Origin of the sequence: Mycobacterium seoulense (assembly GCF_010731595.1) — a bacterium.
GTDB lineage: Bacteria > Actinomycetota > Actinomycetes > Mycobacteriales > Mycobacteriaceae > Mycobacterium > Mycobacterium seoulense.
In genome coordinates this window covers 3,573,627-3,586,713 of the sequence record NZ_AP022582.1, presented here as the reverse complement: position 1 = coordinate 3,586,713, position 13,087 = coordinate 3,573,627, and the positions used below count along the sequence as shown (strand labels likewise).

The 13,087-nt window shown below is 66.5% G+C and carries 11 protein-coding genes; 7 read left to right on the top strand and 4 right to left on the bottom strand.

From position 1 onward, the window contains the following. The first annotated feature begins 18 nt into the window (after positions 1–18). Together G6N37_RS16555 and G6N37_RS16550 are read left to right on the top strand one after the other, a co-directional pair. Positions 19–906, top strand: a complete 888-nt coding sequence (locus G6N37_RS16555) for a phosphoribosylaminoimidazolesuccinocarboxamide synthase (protein ID WP_163681993.1) — start codon at positions 19–21, stop codon at positions 904–906. After that, on the top strand, positions 903–3,077 hold the full coding sequence (locus tag G6N37_RS16550) for a S9 family peptidase (RefSeq protein ID WP_163681990.1): 2,175 nt from the start codon (positions 903–905) through the stop codon (positions 3,075–3,077). Before G6N37_RS16555 ends, G6N37_RS16550 begins: the two co-directional genes overlap by 4 nt. Before the next feature lie 58 nt (positions 3,078–3,135). Here G6N37_RS16550 and G6N37_RS16545 read toward each other — a convergent pair whose 3' ends face one another. Next, complete coding sequence (locus G6N37_RS16545; RefSeq protein ID WP_163681988.1) at positions 3,136–4,767, bottom strand: DHA2 family efflux MFS transporter permease subunit; 1,632 nt, start codon at positions 4,765–4,767, stop codon at positions 3,136–3,138. 340 nt (positions 4,768–5,107) lie between these two features. Continuing rightward, positions 5,108–6,727 carry a DHA2 family efflux MFS transporter permease subunit gene (locus tag G6N37_RS16540; RefSeq protein ID WP_232075054.1) on the bottom strand — a complete coding sequence of 540 codons (1,620 nt, stop codon included), beginning with the start codon at positions 6,725–6,727 and terminating at the stop codon, positions 5,108–5,110. 145 nt (positions 6,728–6,872) lie between these two features. On the opposite strand from G6N37_RS16540, the gene G6N37_RS16535 reads away from it, so the two are divergent. After that, positions 6,873–7,577, top strand: coding sequence for a DUF2334 domain-containing protein (locus tag G6N37_RS16535; protein WP_163681983.1), 705 nt, complete (start codon positions 6,873–6,875; stop codon positions 7,575–7,577). Positions 7,578–7,625: 48 nt separating this feature from the next. Further along, positions 7,626–9,293, top strand: coding sequence for an FAD-binding dehydrogenase (locus G6N37_RS16530; RefSeq protein ID WP_163681981.1), 1,668 nt, complete (start codon positions 7,626–7,628; stop codon positions 9,291–9,293). 11 nt (positions 9,294–9,304) lie between these two features. Here the strand turns inward: G6N37_RS16530 and G6N37_RS16525 are convergent, their stop codons facing one another. Continuing rightward, positions 9,305–9,943 carry an MBL fold metallo-hydrolase gene (locus tag G6N37_RS16525; RefSeq protein ID WP_163681980.1) on the bottom strand — a complete coding sequence of 213 codons (639 nt, stop codon included), beginning with the start codon at positions 9,941–9,943 and terminating at the stop codon, positions 9,305–9,307. On the opposite strand from G6N37_RS16525, the gene G6N37_RS16520 reads away from it, so the two are divergent. From G6N37_RS16520 to purQ, 3 genes are all read left to right on the top strand, one after another. After that, positions 9,920–10,654 (top strand): ATPase, encoded by a 735-nt coding sequence (locus tag G6N37_RS16520; RefSeq protein WP_179961851.1) that lies wholly within the window; start codon positions 9,920–9,922, stop codon positions 10,652–10,654. The genes G6N37_RS16525 and G6N37_RS16520 overlap by 24 nt on opposite strands. Before the next feature lie 61 nt (positions 10,655–10,715). Further along, positions 10,716–10,955, top strand: a complete 240-nt coding sequence (gene purS / locus G6N37_RS16515; RefSeq protein WP_163681976.1) for a phosphoribosylformylglycinamidine synthase subunit PurS — start codon at positions 10,716–10,718, stop codon at positions 10,953–10,955. Next, positions 10,952–11,626 (top strand): phosphoribosylformylglycinamidine synthase subunit PurQ, encoded by a 675-nt coding sequence (purQ, locus tag G6N37_RS16510; protein WP_163681974.1) that lies wholly within the window; start codon positions 10,952–10,954, stop codon positions 11,624–11,626. Before purS ends, purQ begins: the two co-directional genes overlap by 4 nt. On the opposite strand, the gene G6N37_RS16505 is transcribed toward purQ, so the two are convergent. Further along, a complete protein-coding gene (locus G6N37_RS16505; RefSeq protein ID WP_174813842.1) occupies positions 11,623–13,002 on the bottom strand; it encodes a WS/DGAT/MGAT family O-acyltransferase in 1,380 nt (459 codons plus the stop codon). The two genes, purQ and G6N37_RS16505, sit on opposite strands and share 4 nt — an antisense overlap. Between the last annotated feature and the right edge of the window lie 85 nt (positions 13,003–13,087).

The following is a 13,087-nucleotide window of genomic DNA, read 5'->3' as shown; positions in this document are numbered from 1 at the left end:
GCCCGATAGGCTGGCCCGATGCGCCCTGCACTGTCCGACTACCAGCACCTGGCAAGCGGCAAGGTACGCGAGATCTATCGTGTCGACGACGAACATCTGCTGCTGGTCGCGACCGACCGGATCTCGGCGTACGACTACGTCCTCGACAGCACCATCCCGGACAAGGGCCGCATCCTGACCGCCATGAGCGTCTTCTTCTTCGGTCTCGTCGACGCGCCCAACCACCTGGCCGGGCCGCCGGACGACCCGCGCATCCCCGATGAGGTCCTGGGCCGGGGATTGGTGGTGCAGCGGCTGGACATGCTCCCGGTGGAGTGTGTGGCGCGCGGGTACCTCACGGGGTCGGGATTGTTGGACTATCAGGCGACCGGCAAGGTCTGCGGCATCACCTTGCCGCCCGGCTTGGTCGAGGCCAGCAAGTTCTCCGAACCGCTGTTCACGCCGGCGACGAAGGCCGCGCTGGGGGACCACGACGAGAACATCTCGTTCGACAGGGTGATCGAGTTGGTGGGCGGGGTGCGCGCCAACCAGCTGCGCGACCGCACGCTGGAGATCTATGTTCAGGCCGCCGATCATGCCCTGACGAAGGGAATCATCATCGCCGACACCAAGTTCGAGTTCGGCACCGACCGCGACGGAAACCTGCTGCTGGCCGACGAGATCTTCACTCCCGACTCCTCGCGATACTGGCCGGCCGAGGATTACCGGGTCGGGGTGGTGCAGAAGAGTTTCGACAAGCAATTCGTCCGTAACTGGCTCACCAGCCCCGAGTCCGGCTGGGACCGCCACGGCTCGCAGCCGCCACCACCACTGCCGGACCACATCATCGACGCCACCCGGGACCGCTATATCGATGCCTACGAACGCATTTCGGGCTTGCGTTTTGGCGATTGGATCGGCGCATGACGGAAGCCCGCGCCGGCAAGCTGGACATACCGCCGGTACCACCCGTCGCCAAGCGGCAGGAGACCCGACGCGAGCATCACGGAGACGTCTTCATCGATCCCTACGAATGGTTGCGCGACAAGTCCGATGCCGATGTCATCGCCTATCTCGAGGCGGAGAACGACTACGCCGATGAGATGACGGCTGATCTCGAACCGCTGCGGCAAAAGATTTTTGACGAAATCAAGGCGCGAACCAAGGAGACCGACCTATCGGTGCCGACGCGGCAGGGCGACTGGTGGTATTACGCCCGCACCTTCGAAGGTAAGCAGTACCGGGTCCAGTGCCGTTGCCCGGTGAGCGATCCCGATGACTGGGATCCGCCGATCCTGGAGGAGGACACCGAGATTCCCGGCGAGCAGATCCTGCTCGACTCGAACGCCGAGGCGCACGGCCACGAATTCTTCGCGCTCGGTGCCGCCACGGTAAGCCTGGACGGAAATCTGCTGGCCTATTCGGTCGATGTCGTCGGCGACGAACGCTATACGTTGCGCTTCAAGGACTTGCGCACCGGCGAGCTGTATGGCGACGAGATCGCCGACATCGGCGCGGGCGCGACCTGGGCTGCCGACAACAGCACCGTGTACTACCTGACTCTGGATGCGGCCCACCGCCCCGACAAGGTTTGGCGCTACCGCGTGGGCTCCGGCGAGTCGTCGGAGCTGGTGTATCACGAGGCAGACGAACGGTTTTGGCTTGGCGTGGGGCTCACGCGTAGCGAGGCCTACATTTTCATCGCATCGGGTTCGTCCATCACCTCCGAGTACCGGTACGCCGACGCCGCCGATCCGCACGCACGGTTCACCGTCGTGCTGCCACGGCGCGAAGGCATCGAGTACGCGGTCGAGCACGCGGTGGTCGGTGGCCAGGACCGATTCCTGATCCTGCACAACGAGGACGCGGTCAACTTCACGCTGACCGAAGCGCCGGTGAGCGACCCGACCCAGCAGCGCACCCTGATCCCGCACCGTGACGACGTGCGGCTCGACGGCGTGGACGCCTTCGCCCGCCATCTGGTGGTCAGTTATCGGCGGGAGGCGTTGCCTCGCCTGCAGGTGTGGGACATCGATGCCGCGGGGAACTACGCTGAGCCCGAGGAGATTACGTTCGACTCCGAGTTGATGTCCGCCGGCCCCGCCGGTAACCCCAACTGGGACGCGCCCAAGCTGCGGATCAGAGCGGGGTCGCTCGTCGTCCCGGCCCGGGTGTACGACATCGACTTCGCCACCGGCGAACGCACCTTGCTGCGCGAGCAACCCGTGCTGGGCGGTTACCGCACCGCCGACTACGTCGAGCGGCGTGATTGGGCGATCGCCGACGACGGCGCCCGCATCCCGGTGTCCATCGTGCACCGCGTCAGTATCGAATTTCCGGCGCCCGCGCTGCTTTACGGCTATGGCGCCTACGAGATGTGCACCGATCCCAGCTTTTCCATCGCCCGGCTGTCGCTGCTGGACCGCGGCATGGTGTTCGCCATCGCCCACGTCCGCGGTGGCGGGGAGATGGGCCGGCCGTGGTATGAGCACGGCAAGCTGCTGGAGAAGAAGAACACCTTCACCGACTTCGTCGCGGTGGCAAGGCACTTGGTCGACACCGGCGTCACCCGGCCCGGGCAACTGGTGGCGTTGGGTGGCAGCGCGGGCGGCCTGCTGATGGGTGCCGTCGCCAACCTGGCGCCGGATCTCTTCGCCGGGATCCTTGCGCAGGTCCCGTTCGTCGACCCACTGACCACCATCCTCGATCCCTCCTTGCCGCTGACCGTGACCGAGTGGGACGAATGGGGAAACCCGTTGGAGGACAAGGACGTCTACTTCTACATGAAGTCCTATTCGCCGTATGAGAACGTTGCGGCCAAGCGGTATCCGGCCATTCTGGCCATGACTTCGCTCAACGACACCAGGGTCTACTACGTGGAGCCCGCCAAGTGGGTGGCCGCGTTGCGGCACGCCAACGGAAACGGTAGTCCGGTCCTGCTCAAGACCCAGATGAACGCCGGGCACGGCGGCGTGAGTGGCCGCTACAAGGCCTGGCAGGAAACCGCATTCCAGTACGCGTGGCTGCTAGCTGTCGCCTCCGGCCGCCGCGATGGCGGCGGCCTGGAAGAAGGTTGCGGAGGCGGTCCGCAGCGGTAATCGCGAACGGGGCAGCTACTAAGTACGCCGCCCGGTGGTAGCGCAATGCTGTCGACGGCTACTCCGGCTCTGCATCGAGCAGGAGGATCGGTGGCTTTCTGGGCAGAAAGGCCGCTGGAATGATCGTGAACGCCACCAGGGCGACGGCCAGCGCAAACATCAACGTGTACACGTGGGAGAGGGTGGACATCACATGGCTGCCGAAATCAGGGGAGAGGGTCTGTCGTGGGATCTCCGACGGATTAACCGGTATCCCGCGTTTGTCGGCTTCTTGTTGAAGTGATGCCAGCTTGCTCGCGGCAACGAGGGTTTCGTCGCTGGTGAACTGATTGGTCAGAATTACTGCCATTAAAGCGGCCCCTACTGAACCGCCCAGCTGCTGGTTGACGCTTACCAGCGTGGTACCCCGGGCGATCTGGTGCGGAGCGAGTGACTGCATGAGCGCCGCGGAGAGCGGAGTGGTGGTGCAGCCCACGCCAAGGCCCGTGATCGTCAGCCCCGCAAGCAGCATCGGCGAATAATGAGCCTGCCTAGCCACTCCCCAGGTGAAGATACCCAGGCCCACTGCCATTACCGGGAGGCCGATGAGCACGATCTTCCCTGGCCCATATTTGTCCATGTACGCCCCGGCGAGCGGCAGGGTAATCAGCGCACCCAGTCCGACCGGCACCAAGTGCAACCCAGCCTGCATGGGCGTCTCGTGCAACACGAGCTGGAAGTAGCTAGGTATGAGCAGCGTGGCGCCAACCGAGGCGGCGGCGAAGACCAGCAGCGTCACGTTGACCTCGGTAACGACCGGATTCTTGAACAGTCGCAGGTCGATGAGCGGATGGTCCGTTCGGTACCAGGCATGCACGACGAACGCGGTGATGAGGGCCAGGCCAGCAAACACTGGTATCAGCACGAAGGGGTCGGCAATCGTGTGTCGTCCGGGGATGGATGACACACCACACAGGAAAATCGCCACGCCAGGCGACAACAGCAGCAGGCCGACGACGTCGAGCGCTTCCGCCGGGGCTGGGCGGTCTTTCCTGAACAGGATTGCCGCGAGGACGAAAGTAACCAGCCCCATTGGCAGATTGACCAGAAAAATCCACTTCCAGCCGTAGGTGTCGATGAGCCAGCCACCCAATATCGGCCCGCCGATTGGGCCGAGCAGAATCGGAATCCCTCCGACCGCCATCAGGCGGCCGACCCGCTTTGGGCCCGCCTCGCGCGTCAAGATCATCCAGCTGAGCGGCAAGAGCATTCCGCCGCCAATGCCTTGCAAGACCCGAAAGATAATCAGCAACAAAATGTTTGGCGCAACCGCACACAGCAGCGAACCGAGCGCGAACGACAGAATCGCGCCCATGAAGAGTCGCTTGGTGCCGAACCGATCGGCCGCCCACCCGGTTATGGGAATTACGGTCGCGAACGCCAACATGTAGCCGGCCATGGTCCACGAGACGATGGCCTGGGTGGACTTGAACTGATCGATGAATGTTCGTTGCGCTACGGCGACGACGGTGTTGTCAACTATCGCCATGATGCAGGCCAGCCCGCAAACCCCGGCGATACGGAGCAGTGGGGCGTCGAGCTTGTCGGGGTAGTCGCTGGCGGCGACGTCGCGGGACTCCCCGACGTCCGCGGTGGGCACCGGTGAGTCGGGCAAGCTCGAATAGGCCTTCTGCATCGTGTCGCCGAGCATAGCCATTTCAATACCCCCCCGCCGACGCTTTTAGGCGTTTGGCTCCGTCCGGAGCTAAGAGCCGCTGGACGGAGGCGTTTCCGGTGGCAGGTCCGGCGACGAACCGCTCGCGCACTCGTCGGTACGGCAGACAGCTGAAATCTTGGCGCCACCGGAAAAGTCGACGAGCCGAGCGCGGTGTCGTAGCGGTGGTCCGGGCATCCAAAGACCTGTAGCCGCCGTCGGGGACGGCCTTTTGCCCAGGGCGGCCCAGCAAAGCATCACCCGGCCGCTCGCGACCTTCACCGATTGCGCGCTACGCACCCCACTAACTGCCACCGGCCGCGCTGGATCGTCTCCGCTATTGACCCAATGTTTGGCTCGCCGGCTTTTTCGGCAGAAAGGACGCCGGAATGATCGTCGACACCACCAACACCACCGCGATCACGAATACGGCCGTGTAGGCATGGGAAAGGTCGTGCACCACGTTGGCCCAAAAATTTGTGCCCAGCGCTTGCTGGGGTATCGCGGACTGATCGACCGGGACCCCGGTCACGGCGGCTTTCTGCTGCAAGGCGGCCAGCTTGTTCGCGGCGACGATGTTGTCGCTGCGGTTGAACTGATTGGTCAGGATCATCGACATCAGCGCGGTCCCCATCGATCCGCCGACCTGGTGGCTCACGCTCATCAGCGTCGTTCCGCGGGCGATCTGGTGCAGGGTCAGCGCCTGCACGGAGGCGACGGACAGCGGCATCATGGTGCATCCCATGCCGAGGCCCATGATCGCCAGGCCGATCAGCAACGTGGGGAAGTAGTCGGCCTGCCTGGCGACGCCGACGGTGAAGGTGCCCAGGCCGGCGGTGATCAGCGCGATACCGACCAGCACGATCTTGCCCGGCCCCTGCCGGTCCACCAACGGCCCGGTCAGCCGCATGGTCAGCATGGCGCCGAGTCCCTGGGGAACCATGCGCAGACCCGCCTGCATCGGCGTCAGGTGCAGCACCTGCTGGAAGTAACTGGGCAGCAGTAGCGCGGCGCCGAAGAACGCCGCGGCGAACACCAGCATCGTCACGTTGGCGTGGGTGAGCACCGGATTGCCGAACAACCGCAGATCGATGAGGGGATGATCGGCGCGGCGCCAGGCGTGGGCGACGAACCCGGCGATCAAGGCCAGGCCGATGGCCGCCGGTATCAGCACGCGGCGGTCGGCAACGGTGCCGCAATGCGGAATCGACGACACCGCGAACAGGAAGATCGCCAGCCCGGGTGACAGCAGCAGCACCCCGACGAGGTCGAAGGTTTCCGACCGCGCCGGGTGGTCCCTGGAAAAGATGATCCCGGCGAGCGCGATGGTCAGGAGCCCGAGCGGCAGGTTGATCAGGAAGATCCACCGCCAGCTGGAGGCGTCGATGAGCCAGCCACCCAGGATCGGGCCACCGATCGGGGCGAGCAGCATCGGGATGCTCAGGATCGACATCAGGCGACCGAGCCGTCGCGGGCCGGCTTCACGGGTCAAGATCATGAAGCTCAGGGGCAGCAGCATGCCGCCGCCGACACCCTGGATAACGCGAAAGGCAATGAGCTGCAAGATGTTTGCGGCCAGCGCGCACAGCAGGGAACCCAGCGTGAAGGCCAGCACGGAGCCGATGAAAAGTCGCTTGGTGCCGAACCGGTCGGCCGCCCACCCGGTGATCGGTATGACGGTCGCCAACGCCAGCGTGTAGCCGGTCATCGTCCATGCGACGACGGCCTGCGAGGAAGCGAATTGGTCGATGAAGGTGCGCTGGGCGACGCTGACGACGGTGACGTCCACGATCGCCATCACCGTGGCCAGGATGCACACGCCGGAAATCCGCAACAGGCCGGCGTCGAGCTTGTCGGGATAGTCCCGCTCACCCTCGCCCAGCTGCGGGGCGGGGTCGTAGGGCAGCGGAATGTCGGCCGCTGCGTACGGGGCCTGATCCATGGCGTTGCTTAGCATATCGAACCGATTCTCGCCGCCGCCGCCCGCAGGCCCTTACCGTGTGGCGCAGATCGCCGGGACCTGCGGCTCCGCGGCAGCGATATACGCCTGCCGTCTGCGTGTCCTTCACCATTCCGACACCTGAGATCGTCAAACTGCGGGTGTGGCTGGAAAATTGATCGTCTCGGTCTCAGGGATTGGCGAGCGCACCCTGTCCGACGTCGAGGCGTTCTGCGCGCAAATGGATGCCCGCAGCGTCCCGGTGTCGCTGTTGGTGGCACCACGGCTCAGCGGTGATTATCGACTCGACCGGGACCCGCGCACGGTCGAATGGCTGACCAACCGGCGCTCCGGCGGCGACGCCATCGTGCTGCACGGCTATGACGACGCGGCCACCAAGAAGCGCCGCGGTGAATTCGCGATCCTGCGCGCCCACGAGGCCAATCTGCGGCTGATGGCCGCGGACCGGGTGCTCGAGCACCTCGGGTTGCGCACCCGGCTGTTTGCGGCACCCGGATGGGTGGTGTCCCCGGGTGTCGTCAAGGCATTGCCGGACAACGGTTTTCGGATGCTCGCCGACCTGCACGGCATCACCGACTTGGTTCGGCACTCCACCGTGCGCTCCCGCGTATTGGGCATCGGCGAAGGCTTCCTCACCGAACCGTGGTGGTGCCGGATGGTGGTGCTGTCCGCCGAGCGGATCGCCCGCCGCGGCGGCGTGGTCCGGGTCGCCGTGGCCGCCCGTCACCTCCGCAAACCCGGCCCGCTGCAGGCGATGGTGGATGCCGTCGACCTGTCGTTGATGCACGGCTGCGCACCGACCGTCTACCGTTGGCGGCGGGACAAGGCGATTCTCGACGCGGCCTGACCAAGCATCACCTCAGCTCGCCCGCCACGGGCATTACCCTGGTCCGACATGAGCGATTCTTCGGCCGCGGGATTCGGCGCCGACGCCATCATCGTCGGGGCCGGACTCGCGGGCTTGGTGGCCGCGTGCGAATTGGTGGACCGGGGCCTGCGGGTGCTGATCCTCGACCAGGAGAGCAGCGCCAACCTGGGTGGGCAGGCCTTCTGGTCGTTCGGCGGTCTGTTCTTCGTCGACAGCCCCGAACAGCGACGGCTGGGGATTCGCGACAGCCACGAGCTCGCCTTGCAGGACTGGCTCGGAACCGCGGCGTTCGATAGGCCCGAGGACTACTGGCCACGCCAATGGGCGCACGCCTACGTCGATTTCGCGGCGGGGGAGAAACGCCGTTGGCTGCGTGACCGGGGGCTGAAGATCTTCCCGCTGGTGGGCTGGGCCGAACGCGGCGGCTATGACGCACAGGGACACGGAAATTCGGTGCCCCGCTTCCACATCACCTGGGGCACCGGGCCCGCCCTGGTTGAGATCTTCGCCCGTCAGCTGCGGGACCGCTCGACGGTGCGCTTCGCGCACCGCCACCAGGTTGATGAGCTGATCGTCGAAGGCGGCGCGGTGACCGGCGTCCGGGGCACCGTGCTGGAACCCTCGGCCGTACCCAGGGGCGTGGCGTCGTCACGAACTTCCGTGGGGCAATTCGAGTTCCGTGCACCCGCGGTGATCGTCACCAGCGGCGGCATCGGCGGCAACCACGAGCTGGTGCGCAGGAACTGGCCCAAGCGCATGGGCCGCATACCCGAGCAGCTACTCAGCGGGGTGCCCGCCCACGTCGACGGCAGGATGATCGGCATCTCCCAGCAGGCCGGCGCGCGGGTGATCAACCCGGACCGGATGTGGCATTACACCGAGGGCATCACCAACTACGACCCGATCTGGCCGCTGCACGGCATCCGCATCATTCCCGGGCCGTCGTCGCTGTGGCTCGATGCGAGCGGCAAGCGGTTGCCGGTGCCGCTCTACCCAGGGTTCGACACTCTCGGCACGTTGGAATACATCACCAAATCCGGGCATGATTACACCTGGTTTGTGTTGAACACCAGAACCTTTGAAAAGGAATTCGCCCTGTCCGGACAGGAGCAGAATCCCGATCTGACCGGGCAGAGCCTGCGCGAGCTGCTGCGTAACCGCGCGCGTTCTGGGCCGCCGGGGCCGGTGCAGGCGTTCGTCGACCGGGGAGTGGACTTCGTCAGCGCGAAATCGTTGCGGGAGTTGGTGACCGCGATGAACAAGCTGCCCGGCGTGGTGCCGCTGGACTATGCCACGGTGGAGGCCGAGGTGACCGCCCGTGACCGCGAGGTGGCCAACAAGTTCAGCAAGGACGGCCAGATCACCGCGATCCGCGCCGCCCGCGGTTACCTGGGCGACCGGCTGGGCCGGGTGGTGGCACCGCACCGGCTGACCGATCCGAAGGCGGGGCCGATGATCGCGGTCAAGTTGCATATCCTGACCCGAAAGACGTTGGGTGGCATAGAGACCGATCTCGCTGCCCGAGTTCTGAAGACGGACGGCACACCCCTGAACGGCCTGTACGCCGCCGGCGAGGTGGCCGGATTCGGCGGGGGTGGTGTGCACGGCTACCGCGCCCTCGAGGGTACGTTCCTTGGTGGCTGCATCTTTTCGGGGCGCGCCGCCGGCCGCGGCGTCGCCGACGACATCGCCTAGGCCGGGTGCGGTCAGAACGTGACCGCGTCCTCCTCGGGCAGCACCTGGAAATCGGTGGTGGTCATCTCGGTGAGCCGGCCGTAGTAGATGCCCCGCGCATCCGGGGAGATGATCCCTTGGTGGATGGGCACCGCGCGCACCGGTGCCACCGCGCGCAGGTAGTCGACGGCTTCGGAGATCTTCATCCACGGGGCCGCCGCCGGTGTCGCTAAGACGTCGACCGGCTCGTCGGGCACGAACAGCGCGTCACCGGGATGCATCAGCCTGGCGGGATGATCAGCATCGCCTACCAGGAACGAAATGTTCTCTATCACAGGGATTTCCGGGTGGATGACGGCGTGTTTGCCGCCGACGGCGCGAACCGTCAGTTCACCGATCCGTAGCTGGTCACCGACGTGCACCGCCTGGCAAGGCGCGCCGAGCTGGGCGGTGGTTTGCGGGTCGGCGTAGAGCGCGGCATCCGGGTTGCCCTCGAGCAAAGCGGGCAGGCGGGTGCCGTCGACGTGGTCGGGGTGTTGGTGGGTGATGAGAATGGCCGATAACCCCGTTATGCCCTCAAACCCGTGCGCGAAGGTTCCAGGATCGAAGAGCACCCGGGTGTGGTCGAATTCGGCAAGTAGACAGGAGTGGCCGAAATGGGTCAGTTGCATGATTACGATTGTGCCCTGACGGGAGTGAGGCCGATGCGGGTGATCCTGGCGACCATGGTGGTGGTCGGCGGCTTCGCGATGGCTTTCATCGTCGCGGTTCCCGGGCACGCCGAGCCGCAGGCCTGCCCGCCGGTGTGCGACCAGATTCCCGACTCCGCGTGGATCCAGGGCCGCGCCGTGCCGCTGAACCCGGTTTACGGTTGGCCGGCGCTCGCGGGCCTGGCGGCGCAAGTGACCGGGGCGACGCCCGGCCCCAGATTCCGGTTCGAGGAACTGTGCGCCACGCCCCCGGTACCGCGGGACCCGCGGGACTCGGCGGTCGTGGCACGCGCCACCGTGACCCACCCCGACGGGCAGTGGCAGCTACAGGCTCAGATCCTGCACTGGCGCGGCGATACCGCCAGCGGCGGCGCCATCGCCGCGTCGGTGTTCGGCAACGCCGTCGGCGCGCTGCGGTCCTGCCAGCAGCGGGCGCCGCAGCAGTCACCGTCGATCACCAGCGACGAAACGAACCGGATGGCCGCCGTGATCAGCGGTCCGGTCGTCATGCACACCTACCTGGTCGCCCACCCGGCGAGCAGCACGATCAGCGAGCTGACCCTCTGGTCGTCGGGGCCGCCGCAGGTCGCGTGGCCGGCGATGCCCGACGACCCGGTGCTGAACGCGATGACCGCGCCCCTGTGTGAGGCCTACATTGCCTCGTGCCCGTAGCGGTCGGGCTGCACTTTCGCCGGTAGAGTTGGCGCGGAAACAGACCTGAGGAGGAGCGCCGGTGGGCCGGGTAGTCGTTCATGTGATGCCCAAAGCGGAGATTCTCGACCCACAGGGTCAGGCGATCGTCGGCGCGCTGGGCCGCCTCGGTCATCCGGGGATCTCAGATGTCAGGCAGGGCAAGAGATTCGAACTCGAAGTGGACGACACCGTCGACGATTCGGTGCTCGCCGAAATAGCGGAAACGTTGTTGGCGAACACCGTGATCGAGGACTGGACGATCAGCCGGGAGCCCCGGTGACGGCACGAATCGGCATCATCACCTTCCCCGGGACCCTGGACGACGTCGACGCCGCCCGGGCGGCGCGCCGGGTCGGGGCCGACGCGGTCAGCCTCTGGCACGCCGACGCCGACCTCAAGGGCGTCGACGCCGTGGTGGTGCCCGGCGGGTTCTCCTATGGGGACTACCTGCGGGCGGGGGCGATCGCCCGGTTCGCCCCGGTGATGGGCGAAGTGGTGGCCGCCGCGCAGCGGGGCATGCCGGTGTTGGGAATCTGCAACGGGTTTCAGGTGCTCTGTGAAGCCGGGCTGCTCCCCGGCGCGCTGACCCGCAACGCCGGCCTGCACTTCGTCTGCCGCGACGTGTGGCTGCGGGTGGCGTCGACGTCGACGGCATGGACGTCGCGTTTCGAGCCCGGCGCGGACCTGCTGGTGCCGCTGAAATCCGGCGAAGGCCGCTACGTCGCCCCCGCGGACGTCGTCGAGGAACTCGAGGGCGAGGGCCGGGTGGTGTTCCGCTACCACGACAACCCCAACGGTTCGCTGCATGACATCGCCGGCGTCAGCTCCGCCAACGGTCGTGTCGTCGGACTGATGCCGCATCCCGAGCACGCCATCGAGGCGTTGACGGGCCCGTCCGACGACGGCTTGGGCCTGTTCTATTCGGTGTTGGACGCGGTACTTTCGGTCTAGCTGGAAATGCCTGCGGCGGAGCGCAATTCCGCGAAGGACGCGCTGATCGCATCCGTGGCCTCGTGCGGGTCGTTGAACGTGCGGTCGTCGGTGAGCACGGCTACGCCGAGCTGGTCGACGTAGCTCCACACGGTGATGTTGACCGGGGCGCCCGGGGACAACACGCCGGTCGAGTAGATCTCGCTGACCGTCGCGCCCCCGAAGTGGCCGCGTTCGCGGGGGCCCACCACGCTGGAGACCGCCACGTTCATCAGCTTGTTCGGCGCGTCGCGCCGCCCCAGCCAGCGGAACGCCGCCGGGGCAATGGCCGTCGGGAGGTAGGCCATCAGTCGGCCGTAGAGCTGCGGGCCGAGAATCTCGTGGTCTTCTTTGGCGATTCGGGTCGCCAGTGCCACCAGCCGCGCCCGCTCGGCGGCAGCGGCGACGTGGACCGGCAACGAGATCATCAGACCGCTGATCTCGTTGCCCGTGATGCGGTCCGACTTGTCGGTGGCCGTCGGCACCGACGCGATGAGCGGCCGGTCGGCCGCGCCGTCATAGGCCAACAACAGCGTGCGCAGGCCGCCGGCGACCGTCGCCAGTATGAGGTCGTTAACGGTGATGCCCAGCGCCTTGGCCGTCGCCTTGGCGTCGGCCAGCGACAGCGTCGCGCTGGCGAACCGCCGCCGGGGCGACACGACGTGATTCAGGAAGGTCGGCGGTGCATCGAAGGTATCGGCCAGATCCGGATGGCCACCGCGTTCTTTGGACCGGCGACGAACCCGGGTCAGCCCGACGGCGGCGTCCCTGACCAGCCCCGGCAGGTCGGCGATCTGCCGGGCGTGATCGCGTGCGGCGGCCCGCAGCAGGTCGGCGGTCGAGGCGGTGGTCCCCGCCTCGTCGTTGTCGCGCTCGTCGGCCGGTGCATCCTTCAGATCCATCGCGCGGGCCAGCAGGTTGGCGGAGGCCACGCCGTCGGCCAGCGCATGGTGCACCTTGCCGATCAACGCGCACCGGCCGCCGGCGAGGCCCTCGGCGAAGTGGAACTCCCAGAGCGGGCGGCTGCGGTCCAGGGGGGTCGAGGCAACCTCGCCGATGACGGCGTCGAGTTCTCGTCGCCCGCCCGGCGCGGGCACCCGCACCCGACGCAGGTGGTAGTCGAGGTCAACCCCGCAGTCCTCCTGCCACATCGGGTGGTGAAGCTGCCAGGGGATGTCGACGAGCTTGTAGCGCAACGGCTCCAGCAGGTGCAGCCGCCGGCGCACGTGACGGCGGAAGGCCTCGAAACCGAACCCCGGGTCGGAGGGGTCGATGACCGCCACCTTCAGCGTGTGCGTGTGCAGGTTGGGCGTTTCGCTGTAGAGCAGCATCGCGTCCATGCCGTTGAGCCTTTTCACCCGCCACCTCGCTGCGCCGACGCCAGGACGCTTGGAATCAGCTTGTGCTGCGGATGTTTTCGCATGGTATCGAGGCCCAAGCCAT

Excerpts from the sequence above, each read along its gene's own strand:
- G6N37_RS16555 (WP_163681993.1), top strand. The coding sequence starts at position 19 with ATGCGCCCTGCACTGTCCGACTACCAGCACCTGGCAAGCGGCAAGGTA.
- G6N37_RS16550 (WP_163681990.1), top strand. The coding sequence starts at position 903 with ATGACGGAAGCCCGCGCCGGCAAGCTGGACATACCGCCGGTACCACCC.
- G6N37_RS16545 (WP_163681988.1), bottom strand. The coding sequence starts at position 4,767 with ATGCTCGGCGACACGATGCAGAAGGCCTATTCGAGCTTGCCCGACTCA.
- G6N37_RS16540 (WP_232075054.1), bottom strand. The coding sequence starts at position 6,727 with ATGCTAAGCAACGCCATGGATCAGGCCCCGTACGCAGCGGCCGACATT.
- G6N37_RS16530 (WP_163681981.1), top strand. The coding sequence starts at position 7,626 with ATGAGCGATTCTTCGGCCGCGGGATTCGGCGCCGACGCCATCATCGTC.
- G6N37_RS16525 (WP_163681980.1), bottom strand. The coding sequence starts at position 9,943 with ATGCAACTGACCCATTTCGGCCACTCCTGTCTACTTGCCGAATTCGAC.